Genomic DNA, 25240 nt, shown 5'->3' on the forward strand with positions numbered 1-25240 from the left:
AGGACAAGATGCAGATATTTGATTACCAGCCCCCAGCAGTTCCTTGGCTAGACATACGCTATAAAGATAGAGATCTGATTATCATCAACAAACCTTCGGGATTATTGTCTAATCCGGGTCGAGCGGCTCACACCTTCGATTGCGCGTTAACCCGCTTACAAGCCCTTTATCCAGAAACAATTTTAGTGCATAGGCTCGACTGTGCGACCTCGGGCATTATGGTGTTCGCCCGTAATAAAAAAGCAGAGTCGCATTTAAAAACACAGTTTCAAGATAGACAGAGTAAGAAAGTCTATATTGCCGAAGTGATGGGACATGTGCTGCAAGAACAGGGGATTATTGACCTCGCGATAGTGCCAGACACTGAACATCCGCCCTATCAAAAAACGCTACAGGCGGGAGAGACTGGCGGCAAAAGCGCCCTCACTCACTACTGTGTATTAGAGCGCCGAGAAAACAGCACCTTAGTCGAGCTTTCGCCAGAAACAGGCCGCACCCATCAATTGCGTGTGCATATGCTTGCCCTAGGCCATGCGATTTTGGGTGATGAGTTTTACGGTGATGCCGAGGTTATAAAGGCCAGACCGCGTTTATGTTTACATGCACAAAACTTAAGTTTGACCCATCCCTATTCGGGTAAACCGCTGTTTTTTAGCAGCAAACATCCATTTACTGAATAACTTAAGCCACTCGCTACAATTCCATAAAAGCAAAAGGTCGCGACTTAGCTCTTAGCTATCGTGCGACCTTAGTTATTTACTGATTCGACTGTCGTCGTTTAAGCGACGCGTATACCTTGACCAAAATCGACATCAGCCGCTAATTTTTCTGCTTGGAAATAACAGCCCTGCTCATTACAAAATTGTAATTGCTGCGACGATGTAACGATAAAAAATTCACCAAAGAAATTGCCGCCAACATCCTCTAGCTTATGGCCCTCAGGAGTTTGCGTCATATAGACTTCATCTAAACTATGGCAGCCATCGCTAAACCAAGTTTCTAAAAAATATTTATCGTCTTCTTTATAGAGGGTAATTTTGTCCCCCAATAAAGGACGCCCATCTAACCAACGACCTATAATTTCACGATTTTGCATATCTGTCTCCCGCCAATGAAGGCGACGGCGTTTTTCAATCCCAGACATCCTGATATCCTTATGCAATACCCAATCACCTAAAGTGAATGTCAGTTGTGGTAGTACATTAAGCATAGAACCCATTTAACTCTTTACTCCCCACAGCAGCAAATTACTTCAAATCGCCCGTCAAATGTAACTTTTTGGTTAATTTAAATCTGCTAAATATTTAAAATATAAAAGATAAATTCCTTTGACTAATTAATCGGCAGTGTAGCTCAATCTAAAAATAAAAACGCGATCTTTATCACTATTTACTTATCGCTAAAGTAAAGGCAGCTAAAAGACTTATCTAGCGAGCTGAATAAAAACACCGCGCTGTATAGACGTCGATAAAATGAGAACGGCAGCCAAACAGACCAACTGGCAATGTCAGCAAAAGTCCAATAAATCCCCTCTATATTACTAACTGCCCTCATAACATCCTTGCTAACCGTTATGCGTCAAGTTGAAGAGTTTGTATGGCACTTAGTCACAAGCGCCAATATATTTTCCATTGCCAACGAGTTTCGACTTGATTTTCATTGACTCTTCAGAGATTGTCACTTCAAGCTTAGAAGTGAACGTTTTCCCATTGAAACGCATTTCACCCACTGTTTTAGATGCACCATCAGGGCTAGTGCATGATGTTTCAAACACCATCTTGTTAGCACTGATCCAATTGCTGTTGGTTTGGCATTCTTCGCCTTCATTTTCTTCAGGCTCTAAATCAAATGCAGAGGCGATGTCATTTATGCATTCAGTTTCCGTGTAATCAGGCCTTTTGGCCATGCTCCGCATCATTTTCTCCATTTCAGGAGGTGCGTCTATTTCTACTATTTCGGATTTCCAAGTGGTTTCCCATAAACCCGGTTTGAAGTCATAGTTTTCAGCGTGAAGATGAGTTGATGCCACTATGAGTCCAGTTAACATCACTTTAGTAATTAGGTGGGTCATTTATTATTCCTTTAATTAATGAAAAACAAGTAAGGTTTTAGTGCCTAGCGCCCAAATTTAGCACGCAAAGTCGTGCTGCGGGTTGAGGTCGCAGCCAGCAATTTTGCTGGCTTTAACATTTGTTTTTAGGGGCGACAACCATCTTAATCGTCCGACCCACTATAAACATCTAAACTTAAAACAATTCTACGTTGACCAAGTGCCAGCATGATTTCAGGTGACAAGCTCAAACCATCATTCCAGTTGCCCATAAACAAGCCGCAGAACATGTCAACTTTGTAGCTTTGGTAAAGCTTTTCCCATATCGCTAAGTCACTTGTTAGCTGGGATAAAATTGCTCCAATCTGCGCGTTTAGGTCTTCTGGCTCTCTCTTTTTAGCCTGAAAATGCCAGCTACCCGTTTTGGCAATCCGCACTTTTCCACTGGTTTTGCTGACATCTTCATCACCTTTCTTTTTACTTTTAGTTGCTGTACCACCAAGTAAATTTGATACGTCTTCAGGTATCAAATCATCCCCGAAGATCCGAAGAGTGGCTTGTGAATATTCAAATGCACCCATAAAAGGCCCTAATGCTGAGCTAAAAAGCGCCAATGCAGCGTAGCGTTGGCGTCCATAGCAAAATAAAAACGCACACACTTAACTATTTGTATTAACTAGAAGTTATCAGCTTTCTACCGCTTTTCATATACAAGAATCCATCAGAAAGACACGCATGCGCGTTTTCCAGACCAATTATCCTAAAACGGTAACCTGTAAGTGTTTAATTTTAAATATTTTTAGATTTAGATGTTTGAGATAACACGCACGTGTATTGACAGAAAGTACTCACAAACAAGCAATTTAGATACGATTGTATCTCTTCCAGTTTCTACGACTCTTGATGAAGAGTTAAGCACAAGGGGGCTGTAGCGTTATTTCTACAAATCTAGAACTCAATCCTTTGGTATGAATATGCTCCATATATTGCCCACTTTCGTTTTTTAGTTTGGTTTGATCATATTGATGAACTCGTAATAAAAATAACTCAAGAAATTGTTTTTTTTAAAATTTTTACACAACCCCATAACGTACGCATTTCATATATCAAATGGACTTATAGGAGCTTGTTACATCTTTTATTGCCAATTTTAATAGGGTTTCTGATATAACCCATAAGTGAATTACCGCACAAGTAAGACCAAGTGATATTTCAATATCCCTACAAAACAAAAATAAAGCAGGAAGCGCTATGCATAACATTCATCGTCGTCACTTTCTTAAGGCAGCGGGTGCAGCTACCGCCGGACTCGTCACAGCCAATATTGCCCTCAACGCCTACGCCAGTAGTGTCGCCCCTAAACCACAAACGGGTAAATCCGTTATCGGACTCATAGCACCCAAGATGGACGTGGTTCGAGTTGGCTTTATCGGTGTTGGCGAGCGTGGCTTTAGCCATGTCGAGCAATTCTGTCATTTAGAAGGCGTTGAACTTAAAGCTATTTGTGATACTCACCCAGCGGTGCTGGACAGAGCCGTGGATCATATCGTTAAACAGAATCGGCCAAAACCGGCTGTCTATACAGGTAATGACCTGAGCTATCGCGATCTCTTGAGCCGCGATGATATTGATATTGTGATCATTTCTACTCCATGGGAATGGCACGCACCTATGGCGATAGAGACGATGGAAAGCGGTAAACATGCCTTTGTCGAAGTACCGTTAGCACTCACAGTAGAAGAATGCTGGCAAATTGTGGATACCGCTGAACGCACTCAGAAAAACTGCATGATGATGGAAAACGTCAACTACGGCCGTGAAGAACTTATGGTTCTCAACATGGTACGCCAAGGTGTGTTTGGTGAGTTGCTCCACGGTGAAGCCGCTTATATCCACGAGCTACGCTGGCAGATGAAGGAAATAGACCATAAGACGGGCTCATGGCGAACTTATTGGCATACCAAGCGCAACGGTAACTTGTACCCGACCCACGGTTTAGGACCAGTTTCCCAGTATATGAACATCAACCGCGGTGATAGATTTGATTATCTAACCTCGATGAGTTCGCCCGCTCTTGGCCGTGCGCTCTATGCTAAACGTGAATTCCCCGCCGATCATGAGCGTAATCAGCTCAAGTACATCAATGGGGATATCAATACCAGTCTGATTAAGACCGTTAAGGGCCGGACCATCATGGTGCAGCATGACACTACGAGCCCAAGACCTTACAGTCGCCACAATTTAATCCAAGGGACAAATGGCGTGTTTGCGGGTTTCCCGAATCGTATCGCCGTCGAAAATGGTGGCTTTGGTCAAAGTTACCACGAGTGGGATATGGACATGCAAAAGTGGTATGACAAATATGATCACCCTCTGTGGCAACGAATAGGCAAAGAAGCTGAGATTAACGGCGGCCACGGCGGCATGGATTTTGTGATGTTATGGCGCATGATTTATTGCCTGCGCAATGGCGAGGCCTTAGATCAGGATGTGTACGATGGCGCGTCTTGGTCGGTGGTGAATATCTTAAGTGAACATTCAGTCAATGACCGCAGTAATTCAGTCACCTTCCCAGATTTTACCCGCGGCGCATGGCAAACGGCCAAACCCTTAGGGATTGTCGGCGCTTAAGCAGCGGCTTTCGCCAAACTCATCATTTTGATGGGTTCACCATAAGGATAAGTGCCTCGGCCTTATCCTTTTCTTAAATGAAGCCTAGAGATGCCCACACCATCAATAGCAAGTAATAAGAGACAAGCAATTAGGGGCAACAAACTCATGATAAGAAACCAACTATAAACGCTAATAGTAGCCAATTCCTTTGATTTTCAAAGAAAAATCACCACTCTGCTGGGCACCAATCACTAACCCTAGACTACAAACTTGGCTTAAATCCATTGCCACTCGGGAAATCGGTTTACCCCGACATTGGGGCAAGAAGTCACTGAAGGGAATTTCTATCCGCTGCCAATTCAAGACTCTAGCGCCACTCACGCCAAACGTTTGATGACTTGGCGCGGGCATAGGCGCTTGATAAACCGTGCTTTGGGGTGTGTCGACATCCTTTAGATTCACTTTATAATCTTTAGGTCGGTCGCCATCGAGTTCGACATAGATCCCAGTAAATCCACTGACATCTATAGGGCTAAACTCACAACGCACTGAAGCAAACCCGCCGCCATTTGCCAGCGACACATGGCCACTAAACTCACCATAGCCTAAAGGTGACACCGTCATCTTACTGCGGGACAAACCGCCCATCACAGTGTCATTTATTCCATACCAGGGCTTTGCGGCATCTAGCACTTTAAAATCAAAAAAGATCATAACGACTCCCATAAAAAAAGCAGCCACCTAAGTGACTGCTTCCATAATACTTTTCAATACGAATAACAGCCCTCGTTAACGCAGTTTAGCTTTATTCTCAGCGGCTTCACAAGCAGCAGCGGTAAAGATAACGTCAGTAGAGCTGTTCAATGCGGTTTCGGCTGCATCTTGAACCACACCAATAATAAAGCCGACAGCGACTACTTGCATGGCGACATCATTAGAAATACCAAACAAGCTACAAGCCAGTGGGATCAACAGTAATGAACCACCCGCCACACCCGAGGCGCCGCAAGCCGAAATAGCGGCGACAACGCTCAATAACAATGCGGTGAGTAAATCGACTTGAATGCCCAAGGTATGCGCCGCAGCTAAGGTCAATACCGTAATAGTGATCGCCGCGCCGCCCATATTGATGGTGGCACCTAAGGGAATAGAGACTGAATAAGTGTCTTCATGCAGATTTAATTTTTCACACAGCGCCATATTCACCGGAATATTCGCCGCACTCGAGCGGGTAAAAAATGCCGTCACGCCACTTTCACGCAAACAACGAAATACCAACGGATAGGGATTACGTTTAATCTTCACGTAAACAATTAAAGGATTAACGATTAACGCAATAATGGCCATCGCACCTAATAACACAGCCAATAACTGCGCATAACCCGCAATTGCGGCAAAACCGGTTTCAGCAAACGTCGCAGCAACTAAACCAAAAATACCAATAGGTGCTAAACGAATAATGAAATGCACCATTTGCGAAATGCCGTGGCTCATGTCGGCAAATACTTGCTTAGTCGAATCGCTAGCATGATGTAAGGCTAGACCTAAACCCACACCCCAAGCAAGAATACCAATATAGTTGCCCGTCATTAACGCATTCACTGGATTATCAACCAGTTTAAATAATAAGGTATGGATCACTTCACCAATACCTTGTGGAGGACTTGTACCTTCCACACCAGCAACCAAAACTAAAGTCGTGGGGAAAATAGAGCTTAAAATCACAGCAGTTAACGCCGCGGCAAAGGTACCCAATAAATACAGGATCACAATTGGGCGCATATTGGTTTGCGTATTTTTCTTTTGATTGGCAATCGATGATGCTACTAAGATAAATACCAGTATTGGAGCAATCGCTTTTAATGCTCCAACGAATAAACTGCCTAAGAAGGCGATATCTTTTGCGCTATCGGGTGAAAAACTCGCTAACACCACACCAGCGATAATCCCTAATAAGATTTGTAATACGAGACTGCCATTAGCCAACTTAGCTAATAATGATGATTCTTGTTTCATGGTTTAACCTGTCGTTATTATATTTCGGTTGAGATCCCCAACGCGCACCTTCGGAAATGAGGCCAATAAGGTTTTTATAGGATGTAACTAGACTTGTCTAGTTTTGCGGGGAAATAAGCTAACTAAATTACCCTTGTCCCGCAAAAAGCATACAAAAAACTAACAAGCGCCTTATTGGCGCTGCTTCATGGCTAAATCGGCACCACGCAACATGGCATCAATCAACTCGTGGGCATCGAACTTAGTCAGCGCTTCATTTGCCCCCACTTGGTGGGCCTGACTCACGCTTATTTCGCTGGATAAAGACGTGTGTAAAATGATGTAGGCCTTGGCAGTCAGTGGATTATCACGCACCTCAAATGCCAGTTCGTAACCATCTAGTCCCGGCATCTCGATATCACTCACCAGAATATCTATGGGATGATGCTCTAGTGCCGCTTGTTCCATCATGACTAAGGCTTCTTTACCGTCGGCGGTCACTCGATAAGGGATGTTGATCATATCAAGGGCGTCGGATAACTGCTTACGTGCCACCTTAGAATCATCCACTAACAGGATATTCATGGGTTTGAGTTTCTCACGCTGCACATCGGTCAAGATTGCCCGATTTGCCTGTGGGTTATTCGGGAAAATTTTCGACAGCAATAACTCAACATCGAGCAATTGTACTAACTGGTCCTCAAAACGAGTCACGCCAGTCAAGTAAGCATTCTTGCCCAAATTGGCAGAAGGCGCCTCAATATCGCGCCAATTACATTCAATAATCTTATCGATACCGCGCACTAAAAAGCCAATGATCATCCGCTGACAGTCAGTGATGATGATGTAGCATTTTTCGCGCTCTTCAGGGGCTATCGGCCGATAGCCAATCGCAGCCGCCATATCGATGATAGGAATCGTATGGCCACGAATCGTTGAAGCGCCAAGAATCGTCGGATGAGATTGGGGAATTTTGCTTAGCTGTGTGTACGGCACCAGCTCACGCACTTTCAACGTGCCTAAGGCAAACACTTGAGTCTGTGATAACCGAAACAGTAGTAATCCCTGTGACTGACTTGCCTTACTTTTCATAATTAGATAAATAACTCACTAAAAACAACCTTCGGATAGCTTAACCTTAACACAGTAAAATTTTGATGACTAAGGTCAAACGAATGAAACTATTATTACCTATTTATTAATAGGTTCGATGCCAATCGCCGACAAGTGCTTAGTCTTGCAATGCATACAAGACATCAAAGGCGAATTGATCCCAACCTTCGGCAGTAAAAGCAATATCGCGAATATTACGAACTTGGCTCACCGCATGTAATGGCGCTGCACCATTGACCATCAAGTAATAGGCCATGATAAGACTGGTGCGATCCTTACCCGAGCGGCAATGGATCACCACAGGTAATCCATCGGCTTCACACTGCTGAATAAAAGCTAATGCCTTGGGCAATTGAGCGACACAAATCGCCACATCCCCATCTTGGGGCGGCACATTGCGCGAAAAGGGAATACATTCGTAACGTAAATCGAGCTTTTTAAAGGTGCTAGGCTCACAGCCTTCGCCCCCATTGACCGATAGAATGGCACCAATACCGGCCTCTTTAAGCGCCTGCAAATCCCAAGGATCTTTATTGGGACCACTGCGCCCTGCGACTTTACCTTCAACTAACCAGAATAAGTGTTGCATAAACCTTACCTACGACAAGTGAGATGACAAGGAACGCCAGAGATAAGCTAAGAATAGCTTGTTTCCAACGACTTAAGATTTTTTACCCCAAAATTCAGCATTGGCAGGCGGTAACTGTTTACGTTTTTTTTTACCCGAACCTTCGGGCTTGGCGACAGGTTTAGCTTGTTCTAACAGTTCGGCTGGCATTTCGTCATCGGCTTCAAAACCGACAATTTGCTCACGCACTAACTTAAGCTTGTTCTTTTTCTCTATCACGCCAAAGTGGTGATAATCCTCATGGGAAATCAAGGTCACAGCTAAGCCCGCTTCACCGGCGCGGCCACTACGGCCAATGCGATGCATATAATCCGCTGGGCTTCTTGGTAAATCAAAGTTGATCACCACAGGCAGTTTATCGATATCGATACCACGGGCGGCAATGTCAGTGGCGATTAACACACTGATCTCACCATTTTTAAACCCATCGAGCACTCGCGTACGTGCGCCTTGGGCTTTATCGCCATGGAACACTTCGGCACTGATCCCACGTTTAGACAATTTTTGCGCTAAATGATTACAGGTATTTTTGGCACTCACAAAAATCAACGCCTGTGACCACTGATGTTCTTTAATCAGATGCGCCAATAATGCGGTTTTCATCGGACGATTAACGGTAATCACCCGTTGATGAATCGTGCTTTCTTGTTCACTTTGAAATTGATATTCAAGCGGATCATTCAGCAGTTTTGCCGTTAATTCGCGGACTTCTTCAGGGAATGTCGCTGAGAATAATAAGGTTTGTTTCTTGACGGGCAACGCATCGAGTACTTGGGCTAATTCTTCTGTAAAACCAAGGCTTAACATGCGGTCGGCTTCATCGAGCACTAAGGCACTAACGCGGTTAAGTTTGATGGCATTGCTGGACAACAGATCTAACAAACGACCCGGCGTTGCCACTAATACGTCAGCACCAGCGCGTAGGCTCTGCATTTGCGCATTGACTGACACACCGCCAAACGCGGCGACAATTTTTAGCTTGCCATTCAAATGCGAAGCATAGGACAAAAAGCTGTCTGCGACTTGCTGGGCTAATTCACGGGTTGGTACTAAGACCAAACAACGAACATAAGCGCCTGTCTTATCGTCTGTTTTTGCTTCAACAAGTTGCTGCAACAGCGGCACGGCAAAGGCTGCCGTTTTACCCGAGCCCGTATTGGCGCCGGCTAACACATCCCGCCCAGCGAGCACAGCGGGAATCGTCGCCGCCTGTACTGGTGTGGGCGAAACATACGCTAATTCGGTTAGTCGATTTAGCAAAGGTGCAATAATGCCGAGTTGGGCAAAGCTTGCCGCAGAGGAAGAAGCCTGAGTCATAGAAAGTTTAACTGCTCACCAATATCTTAATAGGCGGCTATTCTAGCTTAAATATCGAGGCAGTGCTTGTCAGTTTCCAGCGTTAACAACTGCTGTTTCATCGCAAGCCCGTAGGCGTAACCCGTTAACTTGCCATTTTTGCCTATTACTCTATGGCAAGGCACAATAATCGCAATGGGATTGGCGCCATTGGCCGCGCCCACGGCGCGCACTGCCTTAGGCCGACCGATTTGCTCGGCAATCTGCCCATAACTGCAGCTCTGGCCGTAATCTAAATTGAGCAAGGCTTGCCATACGTCGCGCTGAAATTCAGTGCCCTTGGGCGCGAGCTTTAAATCAAATTCAACCCGCTCACCCGCAAAGTAATTCGCAAGCTGCGTCTGAGTTTCGCGAATATGCGCCTTAGCTTGATTGAGGGCATCCTCACTCGCCTTGGCAAGCGTAATCTCAGTGCGATCCGAGCCGACAACGGTTAAATGACTCAGTCCATAGGCATTGGCATTTAACTGCAATATTCCGGCAGGACTCATAAAAGTATCTACGGCACAGGGCTGATACGCAGCAATACTCGGCGCTTGGCTCAATTGACGAATCGCATGTTTCATAATTTATCTCTCTATTTATGTCTTCAACTTAGATCGTTTTAGTCGCTATTGATGCCAAAGCTGAAAAGTTAAATAACTGCCCCAAGGCGCGATTTCTTGACTCAGTTGCTGGCACAGCTGCGGGTAGTTGACTGCACCCGCAGCGGCTTCATCCAGCCTATGGGTCTTGCCATACAAGGCCAGCAAATGCTTTTTAACAATCAAATCGGTATGCAAAAACACATTGGGATCGCCCAAACCGCGAAGCTTAGCATACGCGATTGTCCAAGGACCTATGCCCTTAACTCTGAGCCAATCATCGACCCTCGCCTCAGGATGATCACAGATAAACGCCGCGAGCGCATTGAGGGCTAACTTACGAGCGCCGGGCATTTTTAGCTCAGTTAGACTCGCCTCACGAATGGCCTCGGGTGTAGGAAATAAACGATACTCGCAACCATTGAGACTAAAGCGCTCGCCATAGGCTTCAACTAATTGATTAAGTAGCTTACTCGCCTGCACTACAGTCACTTGCTGGCCTAAAATCGCACGGCAGGCCGCCTCAAATAAGGAGCCTGCACCGGGAATGCGTAATCCCGAAAACGGTGTTAATCCTAAACTTGGTAGCGCAATTAAGCCTTGTTCAATCAACAGCATATCCGCATCGAGATCTAAAATGCGTCGCACTTCAGTGACCAGCAATTGCAGCTCATCGACAGGAGAGTCTTCGGTCAACATTATCGCGAGTTTGAAGCGATTTAGCTTAGGCTCATGGATAATGTGCACTGTGCCGCGCATCTTACCTAGGGCAAAACAGCGACCATATTCGAGCCCATTATCGCCAGCTTTGGCCTCATCTACCACGGACGCCTCATCGCCAACGACATCGCTCGCTTGTGGATGACTCATCTGCGGCGTGAACCATTCCATCCCTGTTACCGCACGTAATCGATAAAACGCCAGCTGCGATGCCCAATCCAATGGCGGCCGATAATACTGATACAAGGTTAATCCATAGTGCGGCACAAATTCACCCATAGTATCAATCTCATCTAATCCTGTTAGTGGCTCAATCATGGACTCCTTTGCCGCTTTGGTTAATGCACTCTTTCTTAACTGCGTCGGCGTCAATTGCAAGGTTTGCTTAAACGCCTCATTGAAACGGCGAATACTGTTGAAACCCGCCGCCATCGCGACTTGAGTGATAGGTAATTGGGTTTGGTGCAATAATTGTTTAGCAAACAGTAACTGCCGATATAAGGCATATTGTTTTGGCGAAGTGCCAAAGCCTTCGGTAAAGAGCTTATTGAGATAACGACTGCTGATCCCTAATCTGTCAGCCAATTGTGTCACAGTCGACGCAGGTTCGCCCGATGATTTCCCCGCTAAGGCACCCGCTTCAATTAAACTAATGGCCCTCGCCAACGTAGTGCCAGTGCCTTTCCACGGATTTGAACCTGGCGCACTGTCGGGCCGACAACGCAAACACGGGCGTAATCCAGCCTGTGCGGCTTTCACGGCCGAATCAAAATAACGCACATTTTGCTCTTTTGGCGCGACGGCGGGACACACGGTACGGCAATAAATGCCCGTCGTTAATACGCCCACAAAAAACTTACCATCAAAACGCGGATCGCGGCTCATCCTCGCCTCACGGCAAATGGACGCAGAAAGTAGCCCCGCACTGGACTCCAGTGAATGCACCGAATCTATTTCATCACGCTTAATCGCACTCTTAGACACTCTATCTGCACTCATTTTTCATCACGCCCGACAATATTCGCTCACAATTAATTTCTTGTTCATTACTTTACGTAAAACTAGCATGTAGCACTAGCGGAAAACGGAACTCAATCATTTCAATGCTTTTAGGGCATGAAATCTTATATACCCAAGCTACCTGAAGATACGAGTTTCAGAGCGTCTAGGGTGCTTCAATTCAAGGCGCATCAATGACAGAATGTCGGCCACCTTTTGAATTGGTGCAACACGGAAGTGGAGTGTCCTAGACGCTCCGTCCCGGCGGGTTTTAACGCACTTTATGCCGTGTTGGTTATTTTTAACTTAGTCCACTAGGTCTGCAAATAACCGCCTTGCCTAAAGTGCGTTAAATTCCCGCTGAATCCTGCATCTTCAGGTTGTTTGGGTATATGCTAGAGCCGACTATTTTTTATCTCACCATAGAGTTAATTCATGTTTAAACGATTTGAATCCTGGGTTGAAGCCCTACCCGATGATGAACCCACTAAACCACCCACAGGGGTTTATGCTTTTTGTCGCCACTACACTAAGGGCTACGAACTGCCGCTGATCTTAATGTCAGTGCTGACCGCCATGCTGGCCATGCTTGAAGTGTCACTGTTCGGGTTCATGGGCCAATTAGTTGATTGGCTTGTGAAAAAAAATCCCGAAACGCTATTCCAAGACGAAGGCACGACCTTAATGCTGATGGGAGGTATGGTGATAATTGTGATGCCAATATTGGTATTACTGCATGCGCTTATCATGCATCAAACCTTGCTCGGCAATTATCCTATGTCGATCCGCTGGCTTGCACACCGTTATTTGCTAAAACAAAGTGTATCGTTTTATCAAGATGATTTTGCTGGCAGAATCGCCACGAAAGTGATGCAAACATCCTTAGCCGTACGCGAAACGGTGATGAAATTGCTCGATGTGTTGGTATACATTTTAGTGTATTTCACCTCTATGCTGGTGATGATTGCCAGCGCTGATCTGCGCTTAGTCATACCTATGCTCGTCTGGCTTGCACTGTATGTTGGTCTGCAATGGTACTTTGTGCCTAGACTAAAAAGTGTCTCTACCGAGCAAGCCGATGCGCGCTCAACCATGACAGGCCGTATCGTCGACAGCTATACCAACATCACCACAGTGAAGCTATTCGCCCACACACAAAAAGAAGCCGAATACGCCAAATCCAGTATGCGGATATTTTTAGACACGGTTTATCGCCAAATGCGCTTAGTGACGGGCATCAGCGTCAGCGTGCAAATCATCAACTATCTGTTGGCCTTTAGTATTGCAGCAGTATCGATAGCCCTATGGACCGATAGCGCAATCACGGTCGGCGCCATCGCCATTGCGGTCAGTTTAGCACTGCGCTTAAACGGCATGTCACAGTGGATAATGTGGGAAATCAGTTCGTTATTCGAAAATATCGGCACGGTTACCGATGGAATGAACACCTTATCGAAAACAACGATCATCCAAGATGAGCCAAACGCCAAGGCGCTGGTCGTCAATCATGGCAAGATTGATTTCAACCAAGTGTGTTTCCATTACGGTGAGCAGACTGGCGTGATTGAAGATCTGAATTTGAATATTAAAGCAGGTGAAAAAGTTGGCTTAGTGGGGCGTTCTGGCGCTGGTAAATCGACCCTAGTGAATCTACTAATGCGATTCTACGATGTTGAAAAAGGTCAGATTAATATCGATGATCAAGACATCAAGATGGTTATGCAAGATTCACTGCGTTCGCAAATTGGCATGGTAACTCAAGATACCTCCCTCTTGCACCGCACCATTCGCGAGAATATTCTTTACGGCAATCCCAGTGCCAGTGAAGAGCAACTTGATCGCGCGATTAAACAAGCTCAAGCCTATGACTTTATTCAGGAACTCAGTGATCCTAACGGTAATCATGGCTTAGATGCCCAAGTGGGTGAACGCGGCGTAAAACTCTCTGGTGGCCAAAGACAGCGTATCGCCATCGCGCGGGTTTTATTGAAAAATGCGCCCATTTTACTGCTTGATGAAGCCACATCTGCACTAGATTCCGAAGTCGAAGCTGCTATTCAAGAAAGTTTGTATGAATTAATGCAAGGCAAGACAGTGATCGCGATTGCCCATCGACTTTCGACTATTGCCGCGATGGACAGGTTAATTGTATTAGATCAAGGCCGAGTCGTTGAGCAAGGCACGCACCATGAACTCATCGCCGCAGGCGGGATTTATGCTCAATTATGGGCCCACCAAACCGGTGGATTCTTAGGTGTAGACTAAGCCAAAGGTAAGATGACGAAAGGCGACACTCAGCAGTGAGTGTCGCCTTTTTTATCTCAAATAAGTTTCCGCCTAATTCTGCCCTCTTCCCACAAAGCTTCACTCTTCTCACGCTCATATTCACCGCAGTAATACACGATTCATCTATTACAATGGCTACCGTGTGAACGGCTCACTTCAAACTTCACTCGTTGAACGATTGGAAACAAGAGATAAATCGCGCTTAACGATTCAACTTATCAGTATTGAAAGTGGCAGCATTCAAAGTGCCAACACACTGAACAATCCGAAAGGTGAGTTTGAGCCATGGATTAGCGCAAAGTTAAGCAGGAAAACGCTTCAATAATCTTTGTCACACGATTAAACAGAATGACTTCACCACAGGAAGTAAGCCTCTCGAAGCATTATTTATCTTATACCAATCACATTAAATATTTAATCAGTTCAGAGCCTCACAGGCATTTCAATCCAAGGCGCATTGACGCAGAAATGGTTATTCCCTTTTAAGTGTGGCTCCCGAAGGGCGGGTTTCAACGCGCTTTATACTGCGTTTAAGACTTTCGACAGAGCACCACTATGCCTTCAAGCCTTCGCCTTGTCTAAAGCGCGTTGAACTCCCGCTGAATGAACAGATATTTAATACAATTGGTATTAATGTGGATGGTTTGAATTGTTGGGTAAATTCGGCAAATAACTCGGGGCGTATGACTCGTAAATGAATCGGGGAGATCTCAATTTAATACTCAAAATTTAGACACAAAAAAACCACCTTGAGGTGGTTTATTGTCTTTAATCAAAGTTTCGATAAACCTTGATTAAAATTGGTATCCCCTAGGGGATTCGAACCCCTGTTACCGCCGTGAAAGGGCGGTGTCCTAGGCCTCTAGACGAAGGGGACCCGGACTTATGATTTAACTCGTAACCGAGCTTTGTAATACATTCACTTCAGTAGGCTAGGAAGCAAATGCCTTGTTCTTACCAAACAACTCGTTAGTTATTTGCCAGGAACCACTCTCTATAAAATATAGATGGTATCCCCTAGGGGATTCGAACCCCTGTTACCGCCGTGAAAGGGCGGTGTCCTAGGCCTCTAGACGAAGGGGACCCGGACTTATGWTTTAACTCGTAACCGAGCRTTGTAACACATTCACTTCAGTAGGCTAGGAAGCAAATGCCTTGTTCTTACCAAACAACACGTTAGTTATTTGCTAGGAACCAAAATGTGGTATCCCCTAGGGGATTCGAACCCCTGTTACCGCCGTGAAAGGGCGGTGTCCTAGGCCTCTAGACGAAGGGGACCCGGACTTATGTTTTAACTCGTAACCGAGCKTTGTAACACATTCACTTCAGTAGGCTAGGAAGCAAATGTCTCGTTCTTACCAAACAACTCGTTAGTTATTTGGTAGGAACCACTCTCTATAAAATATAGATGGTATCCCCTAGGGGATTCGAACCCCTGTTACCGCCGTGAAAGGGCGGTGTCCTAGGCCTCTAGACGAAGGGGACCCGGACTTATGTTTTAACTCGTAACCGAGCTTTGTAACACATTCACTTCAGTAGGCTAGGAAGCAAATGCCTTATTCTTACCAAACAACACGTTAGTTATTTGCTAGGAACCAAAATGTGGTATCCCCTAGGGGATTCGAACCCCTGTTACCGCCGTGAAAGGGCGGTGTCCTAGGCCTCTAGACGAAGGGGACCCGGACATATTAATTTGAACTTAACGTTCCCGTTTAACATCTACGGTATCATAGGCACTCTTCTAGGTAGCAAAGTGTGCCTTGGGTGTATTAATTTAAACTTTCGTTTCTGCTTAATAAGGCAGTAAATTGGTGGAGCTACACGGGATCGAACCGTGGACCTCTTGCATGCCATGCAAGCGCTCTCCCAGCTGAGCTATAGCCCCAAATTTTTGTCAACACAGCTAACTTTAGCAGTATATGTATCAGCAGAAATTTAGATTTTGTTCTTACCAAACAACACGTTAGTTATTTGCTAGGAACCAATATTTGGTATCCCCTAGGGGATTCGAACCCCTGTTACCGCCGTGAAAGGGCGGTGTCCTAGGCCTCTAGACGAAGGGGACCCTGGACATATTAATTTGAACTTTTCACTAGAAAAGGTTCCCGTTTAACATCTACGGTAAGTTTGGTGGAGCTACACGGGATCGAACCGTGGACCTCTTGCATGCCATGCAAGCGCTCTCCCAGCTGAGCTATAACCCCAAACCTATCGAACTACATTTAAGTGCACTGCAAGCATTTGCTCGACTGTGTCTCAACTGCGTGGCGCATTCTATGCAGCGCACCTAAAAGTGTCAACTCGTTTTTTTAGGAATTTATTCTATCTGCTACAAATTCAATCGCTTTGGATATTCTTTGCTCAGAACGGCTTCTTCCAATTAAAAATAGTGTGATATCTAAGCCTGGAGACTGCCCTGCCCCTGTTACTGCAACACGTAAAGGCATACCGACCTTACCCATACCCACATCTAATTCAGTCGCAGTATCTTCAATTGCCTGATGAATAGCTTCAGCTGTCCACTCAGTTAATGCTGATAATTTCTGTTGCACCAGTTGCAATGGCTCTAACGCAACACCGCGTAAATGCTTTTTCGCCTGTGCTTCATCAAACTCAGCAAAATCTTCATAGAAATAGCGGCTAGATGCGGCTAACTCTTTTAGAGTCTTAGCGCGCTCAGCTAATGCAGTGACCACTTCAGCTAATGCTGGGCCATTTGACAGATCAATTTTTTGATCGTCCATGTGCCATTGTAAGTGTGTTGACACATATTCTGGATCTAGGCTCTTTATATAGTGTTGGTTCAACCACACCAGTTTATCGGTATTAAAAGCAGAAGCGGCTTTGTTGATGTCACTCAACTTAAAGAATTGCTTCATTTCTTCTAATGAGAAAATCTCTTGATCGCCATGTGACCAACCTAAACGCACTAAATAGTTCAGCAGTGCTTCTGGTAAATAGCCATCGTCACGGTACTGCATTACGCTAACAGCGCCATGGCGCTTAGACAACTTAGCGCCGTCATCACCTAGAATCATAGATACGTGTGCATATTCTGGGATCGGCGCCCCTAATGCTTTAAGAATGTTGATTTGACGCGGGGTATTGTTGATATGATCTTCACCACGCACCACACAAGTGATCCCCATATCCCAATCATCAACCACCACACAGAAGTTATAGGTTGGCACGCCGTCGGTACGGGCGATGATCAAGTCATCTAATGCATCGTTAGAAAATTCAATCCGACCACGAACATGATCATCAAATACCACTGAACCACCGATTGGATTTTTAAAACGCACTACAAATGGTTCATCAGTCTCGCGAGCGGGTAAGTCGCGACAGCAACCATCATACTTTTGTGCTTCACCGTTAGCGGCCTGTGATTCTCTTAGGGCATCGATTCGCTCACGTGAACAGTAACATTTATACGCTGTGCCCTTTTCTAACATTTGAGCAATGATTTCGTTATAACGGTCAAAACGCTTAGTTTGGTAATATGGGCCCTCGTCCCATGTCAAACCTAGCCAGTTCATGCCTTCTAAAATCGCATCGCAAGCAGCTTGAGTCGAACGCTCAATATCAGTGTCTTCAATACGTAATACAAACTCACCGTTATTGGCACGGGCTTGTAACCAAGAATAAAGTGCAGTACGGGCACCACCAACATGCAAGAAACCGGTAGGACTAGGGGCAAAACGCGTCTTAGTTGTCATAATGGGACACTAACCTATATAAAGTCGTCTAGATAAAGACAATCACGATAAAAAAAAGTGGGCTTATTCTAACAGTCAAAGCAGGCGCTGCAAATGGGACAAGCTTCACAGTATCACTTATCTGGTTAAATCGTGTCGCGAATCCCTCCCTTTTATAGGAAAGCCAATATAAAGCGATATATAAAGGTGGCACTATTGCGATCACCACCATTGATGAATGCTAACACTTGACAAGATTTTTCAGGCTTTATATTCCAACCCCTAAATCTCTACACCTATATTCCTTCGACTATAAATATCTGCGCCATCGAACACGCGCATCTATACACTATCAATGCACTCATGCTGTTAGTGCGCTAATTTTTATAAATCACTCACTTCCTCAGCACTTTTACCACAAAAAAGTCAGGTGAATGGGATGAGTTCAACTCGTATTTAATCGCGAGCGTCCAAATTACGTACCATTGACTGGCGAATTAAATAACACTTTGATCGGCGGCGTGATTAGCATTAAGCCAATGTGGACAAAAATAGCGCGACCAATGCTTTTTTCACTAAAAAGCGTTGACACTAGATCGAACCTCCCTATAATACGGCTCCACACAGCGAGGTCGATTAGCTCAGCTGGGAGAGCACCTCCCTTACAAGGAGGGGGTCACTGGTTCGAGCCCAGTATCGACCACCATATTTTCTACAAAGAAATTATGGCATACAAAATGTTATATCCTAGGTCGCTTAGCTCAGCTGGGAGAGCACCTCCCTTACAAGGAGGGGGTCACTGGTTCGAGCCCAGTAGCGACCACCATATAACTTGATGTATTAATGTGTAAAAGTCATTCCCAGGTCGCTTAGCTCAGCTGGGAGAGCACCTCCCTTACAAGGAGGGGGTCACTGGTTCGAGCCCAGTAGCGACCACCATTATTTAGTGAAAAATGACTTAAAAATTGTGTAGTTTAAGAATGCCCAGGTCGCTTAGCTCAGCTGGGAGAGCACCTCCCTTACAAGGAGGGGGTCACTGGTTCGAGCCCAGTAGCGACCACCACATTCTGCAATACACATGTTATATCCCAGGTCGCTTAGCTCAGCTGGGAGAGCACCTCCCTTACAAGGAGGGGGTCACTGGTTCGAGCCCAGTAGCGACCACCATATTCTGCAATACACACGTTATATCCCAGGTCGCTTAGCTCAGCTGGGAGAGCACCTCCCTTACAAGGAGGGGGTCACTGGTTCGAGCCCAGTAGCGACCACCATATATCTCCCCCAATAAACTTTACCCACGCGCTTACTCAACTATGCTTGATCTCAATCAGCGAGTGATAAGTTATGCTATTCGGCATTTTATATTTCGTTAAATACTAAGCACTATCGACACTCAGCCTGATTTCATTCTGCTTTAGCATTTTTGGAGATCAACATTATGGCCAGCGTCAGTCAATCCGCTTCTCTTGCCAATATCGCCACTTATTTAAAGCATACCCACGCCTGCGATGAGCAAACGGCTCTAAAAGAAGCGCGGGAAGTCATGCATAATCTCGTCAGCATGCGCCAAAAAGGCTTTATTACCGGTTGGTACTTTGATGAACAAGGCCATTTAGCCTTGTTACCTAGCGATGCTATCCTTAAACGTATTCTTTTAGAGGATGACTAACAGCATCAAATGAATTGTGTCTTGATTGACTACGATAGCTATCGACTTAACCTCCATAGACTTCACATCTCACCTACACTTCTCCTCCTAAAGCAGCCCACCACAATATTTGTCGTTATATCGCATAATTTTACGGCTTTTTTTGATCTCAAAATAACTAAGTTTGTTTAATTTATCTGCAACGACAAGAGCCGTCAATTTGGGGCCGATCTTCACTATGGGTGGGTTTCCACCCAAACACAAAATCACTGTGAGCGAGATCTCACCCACCAAACTAAAAGTGTGACAAACATCAAATGAACTACACTTTAGTAACCAAACACTTACAGAAGCCAGTGTAAGTTGGCGTGGTATTTGCCTTTAGTAAGACAGACCTCAGGGAAATCAAGGCTGTATTCCTACTCAAACTTGGTAACAAACTAACCAAGACTGAGGACAAATCCTAACAACAGAAAAAGGAACTCAAGATGATATTGAATCAACAAACTGGATTGACCCGTCCACTCAAAACCTTAGTCAAAATGCTCGCTGTTGCCTCCGTATTTGCGACCAGTTTTAACGTATTTGCAGAACCGATTGAAATTAAGTTTTCACACGTAGTGGCAGAAAACACACCTAAAGGCCAAATGGCACTTAAATTTAAAGAACTCGTTGAACAACGTTTACCAGGTGAATACAAAGTCAGTGTATTTCCTAGCTCACAGTTATTTGGGGATAACAACGAACTAGCGGCACTGCTGTTAAACGACGTACAATTTGTCGCGCCTTCACTCTCAAAGTTTGAGCGTTACACTAAACGTCTACAAATATTCGATTTACCTTTCCTATTCAATGATATGGATGCCGTGAACCGTTTCCAACAAGGTGAAGCTGGTCAAACATTACTGAACTCCATGAGCCGTAAAGGGATTGTCGGTCTGGGTTATTTACACAATGGTATGAAACAGTTCTCATCTAACACACCACTTAAAAATCCTGCTGATGCAAAAGGCTTGAAATTCCGCGTTATGGCATCTGATGTTCTAGCAGCCCAGTTTGATGCTGTTGGTGCAATCCCTGTGAAAAAACCGTTCTCTGAAGTATTTACCCTACTTCAAACCCGCGCTATCGATGGTCAAGAAAACACTTGGTCAAATACTTATTCACAAAAGTTCTATGAAGTGCAAAGCCAAATCACTGAAAGTAATCACGGTGTTCTCGACTATATGGTCGTGACCTCTGACACTTTCTGGAAAGGTCTACCTGCTGACAAACGTAAGATCATCAAAGAAGCTTTAGACGAATCTATCGCATTAGGTAACAAGATTGCCGCTGAAAAAGACAATGAAGACAAACAGTTAATCCTTGATTCTAAACGTTCACAGTTAGTAACTCTGTCTCCTGCTGAACGTCAAAAATGGGTTGAGGTAATGAAACCTGTTTGGGCTAAGTTTGAAGATCAAATCGGTAAAGATGTGATTGATGCTGCTGTAGCTGCAAATAAATAATAATGATAATAGCCGCTTAAGCTCAACCGAGCTTAGGCGGCCATTTCAGCGAGGGGATTATGGCTGTGATATCGCGAATATTTGGTTATGTTGAAGAAGGTGTGCTCAATTTATTGATCACTCTGATGACGCTGTTAGTGTTTTCAGAAGTCGTCGCTCGCTTCTTCTTCAACACGGGTTTTCTTTGGATCCAAGAACTTACATTAACCTTTTGCGGTTGGTTTGTGTTATTTGGTATGTCCTATGGGGTTAAAGTCGGTGCCCATATTGGTGTCGATGCGTTTGTTAAAAATTTAGCGCCAAAGGCTAAAAAGATAGTATCTCTTATTACTGCCTTTGTTTGTATCGTCTACTGCGGACTCTTTTTAAAAGGCAGTTGGGATTACTTAAGCCAGATGTATCAAATCGGTTTGCCTATGGAAGACATTCATTTCCCACAATTTATATTAAAAAGTCTTGATCCAGATTTTGCTTGGAACACTTTAAAAATCGATATTGAAGATGGCGCAATACCGATTTGGTTATCTCAAAGTATTTTAATCATTGGCTTTTTTATGTTGACTTGGCGTTTTGTCGAACTCTTTATCGCCATTTTGCGTGACCAAGTCTCAGGCTTCCAATTTGCCGATGAAGCGAAAGAAAGTATGCATTTAATCGATGAGAGCGCTAAAAACGCTAAAGTAGATCCAGTCTCTGACCAAAAGGAGGCTAAATAATGGCTATTGCAACCCTATTTACCGCCCTATTCGTATGTATGTTTCTCGGTATGCCTATCGCTATCGCATTAGGTTTTTCCAGCATGCTGACGATTTTATTGTTCTCGAATGACTCCTTAGCTTCAGTTGCACTCAAGCTGTATGAGTCTTCATCAGAGCATTACACTTTACTCGCAATTCCCTTCTTTATTCTGTCATCCGCCTTCCTATCAACGGGTGGTGTCGCTAGACGGATTATCGATTTTGCCATGGACAGTATTGGACATGTCCGTGGTGGATTAGCAATGGCATCCGTTATGGCGTGTATGCTGTTTGCTGCGGTTTCTGGATCATCTCCTGCGACTGTTGCGGCAATTGGTTCTATCGTCATAGTCGGCATGGTAAAAGCAGGTTATCCCGAAAAATTTGCTGCAGGCGTGATCACGACCTCTGGCACTCTCGGGATTTTGATCCCACCTTCAATCGTCATGTTAGTGTATGCCGCAGCAACTGAAGTGTCGGCTGCAAAAATGTTTATGGCAGGCTTAATCCCAGGTTTAATGATGGGATTTATATTGATGATCGTCATTTATATCGTTGCCCGCTTTAAAAACTTGCCCTCACGTCCTTTTCCTGGCGTTAAACAACTGGGGATTTCAAGTGCCAAGGCAATGGGTGGATTAGCACTCATCTTTATCGTATTAGGCTCTATCTATGGTGGCGTCGCTAGCCCAACCGAAGCATCAGCTGTGGCTTGTGTATATGCTTACCTTATTGCGGTATTTGGCTACCGTGATATCGGGCCATTAAAAGACGTGGCATGGCGTAATCAAGGTGAAAACTTAGCCAAAGCAACTGCGCGTAACTTAGGTCATATGTTCTTAGGACTGATTAAAACGCCTATCGACAAAGACATACGTCATGTTGTGCGCGATGGTGCCAAGGTCAGTATCATGCTGCTGTTTATCATAGCTAACGCTATGCTATTTGCGCATGTATTAACCACAGAACGTATCCCTCACATTATTGCTGAGTATATTGTTAGCATGGGTTTACCCGCCTGGGGATTCCTGATCATCGTTAACTTACTGTTGCTTGCTGCCGGTAACTTTATGGAGCCATCGGCGATTGTACTCATTATGGCGCCAATTCTGTTCCCTATTGCAACGCAATTAGGCATAGATCCTATCCACTTAGGTATCATCATGGTCGTGAACATGGAGATCGGTATGCTAACGCCGCCGGTGGGACTCAATCTCTTTGTCACCGCGGGGATCACGGGGCGCAGTATTGGTTGGGTGATTCAGTCGGTTCTGCCTTGGTTACTCGTGATGCTAGCCTTCTTAGCCCTGATTACTTACGTACCACAGATTTCACTCTTCTTACCTGAATGGTTGGATTCGATGCGTGGATATTAGTCTGCAATTCAAGGTTGTGAGATTACCCCTTGATTACAGATAGATTTTAAGCGAGCCTAGTCAGGCTCGCTTTGTTTTATTATGCGCAGTATCAGTTATTGATCCCGTTGCTTTATCAGGATAACCACCATGTTGCCCATGACGCCTAAGGCCAAGAAACGCCTCTTTCTGACCGTTGTGTTACTTGCAGGCCTATTTGCAACCCTCAAACTGACCTACTGGGTGCATTTGCATCAAGGTAAAATCGAGATCCAAAAGCAATCGGAGAAACAACTAAAGGAATTAGTCAGTTTTCTCGATGGTGCACTATCGCGCTACGAAAGTATTCCCCACGTGCTCTCGACTAACCCAATGCTCGCCAATGTCCTGAACGACCAGCAGAATCCTGATAAAGTCCAAGAGCTTAATTTATATCTCGAAGAAATTCAGCATGTCACCGAAGCATCCGATATCTATCTGATTGATGCCTTAGGTATCGCCATTGCCGCCAGTAACTGGCAACAAAGTTTTTCCTTTATTGGCAAGGACTACTCCTTTAGACCCTATTACACAGATGCTATCTCGGGCAATCTAGGCCGTTATTACGCAGTGGGTACCAGCTCAGATAAGCGCGGATTTTATTTCTCTTACCCTATTTATCAACAAGGTGGTAAAGGCATACTTGGGGCCATCATAGTCAAAGTTAACATTGCCGACATAGAGCAACAAAGTACCAGTATCGCAATTGCGGGGCAGTATCAGTTCCTTATCAGTGATCCTGAAGATATCGTCTTTATTTCCAGTATCGATGAATGGCGGTTAAAGTCATTAACCCCGCTTACCCAAGCCAAGCAATATGCCCTTAATGCCTCTAAACGCTATGCAGAACGTCCCATAGGAGAGTTGTTGATGAAGCCGCCCTATGAAAGTGGTAGTCAAGCTATGCTCTACCAACTGCAAACGGGTACAGACCATGAACAATACATGGACATCCACCAATCAATGGCTAAGGCAGGCTGGCGAGTACACATCTTAGCGCCAATCAAACCTTTACTGACCTCTTTGCCCGCGCTGATGTTACTGTCAGCCAGTATTTATCTTTTGCTGGCACTCAGCATCCTATTTAACGCCGAGCGCCGTCGCAATCTACACCGAATGCAACTAGCACAAAGCCTGTTAGAACAGCGAGTTGAAGAACGTACTCAGGACTTACAACAGGCTAACAATCAGCTCAAAGATACTCAAGATGAACTGATCCAAGCGGCAAAACTGACAGTGATCGGAAGTTTATCCGCCAGTATTAACCATGAACTCAATCAACCACTCGCGGCACTTCGCAGCTATGCCCAAAATACCCAAACTTTTCTCGCCCGTGATATGCAAGATAAGGCACTGGATAATATCAAGATTATTATTGAACTTACCGACAGATTAGCCGATATTGTTGGGCAATTTAAAAGCTTTACCCGCAAGAGCCAAGGCGCTGATAGCGCAACCGATATTGGCCGCTGTATCAAGCAAGCCCTGACCATAGTTCAACCTGCAATTGATAAACAGGGTGTTGAACTCGATGTGCAATTACCCAACGGCAACTATCAGGTTTGGGGCGATAAGGTTAGATTACAACAAGTGTTTGTCAACATTATGAGCAACGCCATTGTCGCTATGCAACAATCGGTTAAACGCCAATTGATTATCCGCGTGACCAGTGAGGATAAGTTTTGCATCAGTATCCAAGATTCAGGCCCGGGTGTACGTGAAAGCCAAATGGAGAAAATCTTCGAACCCTACTTTACCACCAACGAACGGCACGGACTGGGGCTAGGCTTATCGATTTCACAACGTATTATCGAATCCATGCAAGGCCAAATTAACGTTGCCAATGCCGAAGAGGGTGGCGCTATTTTCCAGATTATTTTACCTATTTACTTGCTCGAGGAACGTTAGTTT

Annotated in this window: 20 protein-coding genes and 14 tRNA genes; 15 read left to right on the forward strand and 19 right to left on the reverse strand. The window is 44.9% G+C overall.

What is annotated here, in order from left to right; genetic code table 11:
• Window positions 1-8: 8 nt before the first annotated feature.
• Window positions 9-680, forward strand: a complete 672-nt coding sequence (locus L5M38_RS00455; RefSeq protein WP_263177988.1) for an RluA family pseudouridine synthase — start codon at window positions 9-11, stop codon at window positions 678-680.
• A gap of 98 nt (window positions 681-778) precedes the next feature.
• On the opposite strand, the gene L5M38_RS00460 is transcribed toward L5M38_RS00455, so the two are convergent.
• The 3 genes from L5M38_RS00460 to L5M38_RS00470 all read right to left on the reverse strand — a co-directional run bounded on the left by L5M38_RS00460 (window position 779) and on the right by L5M38_RS00470 (window position 2631).
• Window positions 779-1219: a hypothetical protein gene (locus L5M38_RS00460; protein ID WP_131523165.1), complete on the reverse strand. Its 441-nt coding sequence runs from the start codon at window positions 1217-1219 to the stop codon at window positions 779-781.
• Between the two features lie 384 nt (window positions 1220-1603).
• Entirely contained in the window at window positions 1604-2071 is a 468-nt protein-coding gene (locus L5M38_RS00465; RefSeq protein WP_263146161.1) for a DUF3617 domain-containing protein, read from the reverse strand.
• 143 nt (window positions 2072-2214) lie between these two features.
• On the reverse strand, window positions 2215-2631 hold the full coding sequence (locus tag L5M38_RS00470) for a DUF4279 domain-containing protein (protein ID WP_263177990.1): 417 nt from the start codon (window positions 2629-2631) through the stop codon (window positions 2215-2217).
• 670 nt (window positions 2632-3301) lie between these two features.
• On the opposite strand from L5M38_RS00470, the gene L5M38_RS00475 reads away from it, so the two are divergent.
• Window positions 3302-4681, forward strand: coding sequence for a Gfo/Idh/MocA family oxidoreductase (locus L5M38_RS00475; protein WP_263177992.1), 1380 nt, complete (start codon window positions 3302-3304; stop codon window positions 4679-4681).
• Window positions 4682-4852: 171 nt separating this feature from the next.
• On the opposite strand, the gene L5M38_RS00480 is transcribed toward L5M38_RS00475, so the two are convergent.
• The 7 genes from L5M38_RS00480 to L5M38_RS00510 all read right to left on the reverse strand — a co-directional run bounded on the left by L5M38_RS00480 (window position 4853) and on the right by L5M38_RS00510 (window position 12058).
• Entirely contained in the window at window positions 4853-5377 is a 525-nt protein-coding gene (locus L5M38_RS00480) for a CIA30 family protein (protein WP_263177993.1), read from the reverse strand.
• A gap of 75 nt (window positions 5378-5452) precedes the next feature.
• On the reverse strand, window positions 5453-6679 hold the full coding sequence (sstT, locus tag L5M38_RS00485) for a serine/threonine transporter SstT (RefSeq protein ID WP_263173791.1): 1227 nt from the start codon (window positions 6677-6679) through the stop codon (window positions 5453-5455).
• Window positions 6680-6850: 171 nt separating this feature from the next.
• Window positions 6851-7750, reverse strand: a complete 900-nt coding sequence (locus L5M38_RS00490) for a chemotaxis protein CheV (RefSeq protein WP_028761082.1) — start codon at window positions 7748-7750, stop codon at window positions 6851-6853.
• A gap of 139 nt (window positions 7751-7889) precedes the next feature.
• Window positions 7890-8360, reverse strand: coding sequence for a dual specificity protein phosphatase family protein (locus L5M38_RS00495; RefSeq protein ID WP_263166658.1), 471 nt, complete (start codon window positions 8358-8360; stop codon window positions 7890-7892).
• A gap of 72 nt (window positions 8361-8432) precedes the next feature.
• A complete protein-coding gene (locus L5M38_RS00500; protein WP_263166656.1) occupies window positions 8433-9716 on the reverse strand; it encodes a DEAD/DEAH box helicase in 1284 nt (427 codons plus the stop codon).
• Between the two features lie 47 nt (window positions 9717-9763).
• Entirely contained in the window at window positions 9764-10321 is a 558-nt protein-coding gene (locus L5M38_RS00505; RefSeq protein ID WP_263177995.1) for a methylated-DNA--[protein]-cysteine S-methyltransferase, read from the reverse strand.
• Window positions 10322-10366: 45 nt separating this feature from the next.
• Window positions 10367-12058: a DNA-3-methyladenine glycosylase 2 family protein gene (locus L5M38_RS00510; protein WP_263177997.1), complete on the reverse strand. Its 1692-nt coding sequence runs from the start codon at window positions 12056-12058 to the stop codon at window positions 10367-10369.
• A 435-nt stretch (window positions 12059-12493) separates the two neighbouring features.
• Between L5M38_RS00510 and L5M38_RS00515 the strand changes: the two genes are divergently transcribed.
• Both L5M38_RS00515 and L5M38_RS00520 read left to right on the forward strand, forming a co-directional pair.
• Window positions 12494-14323 (forward strand): ABC transporter ATP-binding protein, encoded by a 1830-nt coding sequence (locus tag L5M38_RS00515; protein WP_113941006.1) that lies wholly within the window; start codon window positions 12494-12496, stop codon window positions 14321-14323.
• 509 nt (window positions 14324-14832) lie between these two features.
• Complete coding sequence (locus tag L5M38_RS00520) at window positions 14833-15042, forward strand: hypothetical protein (protein WP_263177998.1); 210 nt, start codon at window positions 14833-14835, stop codon at window positions 15040-15042.
• Between the two features lie 103 nt (window positions 15043-15145).
• Here the strand turns inward: L5M38_RS00520 and L5M38_RS00525 are convergent.
• The 9 genes from L5M38_RS00525 to gltX form a co-directional block, all read right to left on the reverse strand.
• Window positions 15146-15221: transfer RNA gene (locus tag L5M38_RS00525), tRNA-Glu, on the reverse strand.
• 131 nt (window positions 15222-15352) lie between these two features.
• Window positions 15353-15428 (reverse strand) — tRNA-Glu (locus L5M38_RS00530).
• Between the two features lie 118 nt (window positions 15429-15546).
• Window positions 15547-15622: transfer RNA gene (locus L5M38_RS00535), tRNA-Glu, on the reverse strand.
• A 131-nt stretch (window positions 15623-15753) separates the two neighbouring features.
• Window positions 15754-15829: transfer RNA gene (locus tag L5M38_RS00540), tRNA-Glu, on the reverse strand.
• A 118-nt stretch (window positions 15830-15947) separates the two neighbouring features.
• Window positions 15948-16023, reverse strand: a tRNA-Glu gene (locus tag L5M38_RS00545).
• Window positions 16024-16153: 130 nt separating this feature from the next.
• Window positions 16154-16229, reverse strand: a tRNA-Ala gene (locus L5M38_RS00550).
• 104 nt (window positions 16230-16333) lie between these two features.
• Window positions 16334-16409: transfer RNA gene (locus tag L5M38_RS00555), tRNA-Glu, on the reverse strand.
• Window positions 16410-16472: 63 nt separating this feature from the next.
• Window positions 16473-16548, reverse strand: a tRNA-Ala gene (locus L5M38_RS00560).
• Window positions 16549-16653: 105 nt separating this feature from the next.
• Window positions 16654-18063, reverse strand: a complete 1410-nt coding sequence (gene gltX, locus L5M38_RS00565; protein WP_113941005.1) for a glutamate--tRNA ligase — start codon at window positions 18061-18063, stop codon at window positions 16654-16656.
• Between the two features lie 609 nt (window positions 18064-18672).
• Between gltX and L5M38_RS00570 the strand changes: the two genes are divergently transcribed.
• From L5M38_RS00570 to L5M38_RS00620, 11 genes are all read left to right on the forward strand, one after another.
• Window positions 18673-18748 (forward strand) — tRNA-Val (locus tag L5M38_RS00570).
• Window positions 18749-18792: 44 nt separating this feature from the next.
• Window positions 18793-18868: transfer RNA gene (locus tag L5M38_RS00575), tRNA-Val, on the forward strand.
• A 37-nt stretch (window positions 18869-18905) separates the two neighbouring features.
• Window positions 18906-18981, forward strand: a tRNA-Val gene (locus tag L5M38_RS00580).
• A 48-nt stretch (window positions 18982-19029) separates the two neighbouring features.
• A tRNA-Val gene (locus tag L5M38_RS00585) sits at window positions 19030-19105 on the forward strand.
• 28 nt (window positions 19106-19133) lie between these two features.
• Window positions 19134-19209: transfer RNA gene (locus L5M38_RS00590), tRNA-Val, on the forward strand.
• Between the two features lie 28 nt (window positions 19210-19237).
• A tRNA-Val gene (locus L5M38_RS00595) sits at window positions 19238-19313 on the forward strand.
• Between the two features lie 167 nt (window positions 19314-19480).
• A complete protein-coding gene (locus L5M38_RS00600) occupies window positions 19481-19711 on the forward strand; it encodes a hypothetical protein (RefSeq protein ID WP_105252063.1) in 231 nt (76 codons plus the stop codon).
• 467 nt (window positions 19712-20178) lie between these two features.
• On the forward strand, window positions 20179-21198 hold the full coding sequence (locus tag L5M38_RS00605; protein WP_113941003.1) for a TRAP transporter substrate-binding protein: 1020 nt from the start codon (window positions 20179-20181) through the stop codon (window positions 21196-21198).
• A gap of 59 nt (window positions 21199-21257) precedes the next feature.
• Window positions 21258-21914: a TRAP transporter small permease gene (locus L5M38_RS00610; protein WP_181800891.1), complete on the forward strand. Its 657-nt coding sequence runs from the start codon at window positions 21258-21260 to the stop codon at window positions 21912-21914.
• Entirely contained in the window at window positions 21914-23311 is a 1398-nt protein-coding gene (locus L5M38_RS00615) for a TRAP transporter large permease (RefSeq protein ID WP_028761090.1), read from the forward strand. The genes L5M38_RS00610 and L5M38_RS00615 overlap by 1 nt, the downstream gene beginning before the upstream one ends.
• 129 nt (window positions 23312-23440) lie before the next feature.
• On the forward strand, window positions 23441-25237 hold the full coding sequence (locus tag L5M38_RS00620; protein ID WP_263178000.1) for an ATP-binding protein: 1797 nt from the start codon (window positions 23441-23443) through the stop codon (window positions 25235-25237).
• The last annotated feature ends 3 nt before the right edge of the window (window positions 25238-25240 follow it).

The organism is Shewanella sp. SM101, from assembly GCF_025654465.1.
In the GTDB taxonomy this organism is placed as follows: domain Bacteria; phylum Pseudomonadota; class Gammaproteobacteria; order Enterobacterales; family Shewanellaceae; genus Shewanella; species Shewanella oncorhynchi.

Coding starts and splice junctions, on each gene's coding strand:
- L5M38_RS00610 (WP_181800891.1), top strand. CDS start 21,258: ATGGCTGTGATATCGCGAATATTTGGTTATGTTGAAGAAGGTGTGCTC.
- L5M38_RS00465 (WP_263146161.1), bottom strand. CDS start 2,071: ATGACCCACCTAATTACTAAAGTGATGTTAACTGGACTCATAGTGGCA.
- L5M38_RS00505 (WP_263177995.1), bottom strand. CDS start 10,321: ATGAAACATGCGATTCGTCAATTGAGCCAAGCGCCGAGTATTGCTGCG.
- L5M38_RS00500 (WP_263166656.1), bottom strand. CDS start 9,716: ATGACTCAGGCTTCTTCCTCTGCGGCAAGCTTTGCCCAACTCGGCATT.
- L5M38_RS00455 (WP_263177988.1), top strand. CDS start 9: ATGCAGATATTTGATTACCAGCCCCCAGCAGTTCCTTGGCTAGACATA.
- L5M38_RS00460 (WP_131523165.1), bottom strand. CDS start 1,219: ATGGGTTCTATGCTTAATGTACTACCACAACTGACATTCACTTTAGGT.
- L5M38_RS00490 (WP_028761082.1), bottom strand. CDS start 7,750: ATGAAAAGTAAGGCAAGTCAGTCACAGGGATTACTACTGTTTCGGTTA.
- L5M38_RS00600 (WP_105252063.1), top strand. CDS start 19,481: ATGGCCAGCGTCAGTCAATCCGCTTCTCTTGCCAATATCGCCACTTAT.
- L5M38_RS00480 (WP_263177993.1), bottom strand. CDS start 5,377: ATGATCTTTTTTGATTTTAAAGTGCTAGATGCCGCAAAGCCCTGGTAT.
- L5M38_RS00495 (WP_263166658.1), bottom strand. CDS start 8,360: ATGCAACACTTATTCTGGTTAGTTGAAGGTAAAGTCGCAGGGCGCAGT.
- gltX (WP_113941005.1), bottom strand. CDS start 18,063: ATGACAACTAAGACGCGTTTTGCCCCTAGTCCTACCGGTTTCTTGCAT.
- L5M38_RS00605 (WP_113941003.1), top strand. CDS start 20,179: ATGATATTGAATCAACAAACTGGATTGACCCGTCCACTCAAAACCTTA.
- L5M38_RS00615 (WP_028761090.1), top strand. CDS start 21,914: ATGGCTATTGCAACCCTATTTACCGCCCTATTCGTATGTATGTTTCTC.
- L5M38_RS00510 (WP_263177997.1), bottom strand. CDS start 12,058: ATGAGTGCAGATAGAGTGTCTAAGAGTGCGATTAAGCGTGATGAAATA.
- L5M38_RS00470 (WP_263177990.1), bottom strand. CDS start 2,631: ATGGGTGCATTTGAATATTCACAAGCCACTCTTCGGATCTTCGGGGAT.
- L5M38_RS00620 (WP_263178000.1), top strand. CDS start 23,441: ATGTTGCCCATGACGCCTAAGGCCAAGAAACGCCTCTTTCTGACCGTT.
- L5M38_RS00475 (WP_263177992.1), top strand. CDS start 3,302: ATGCATAACATTCATCGTCGTCACTTTCTTAAGGCAGCGGGTGCAGCT.
- sstT (WP_263173791.1), bottom strand. CDS start 6,679: ATGAAACAAGAATCATCATTATTAGCTAAGTTGGCTAATGGCAGTCTC.
- L5M38_RS00515 (WP_113941006.1), top strand. CDS start 12,494: ATGTTTAAACGATTTGAATCCTGGGTTGAAGCCCTACCCGATGATGAA.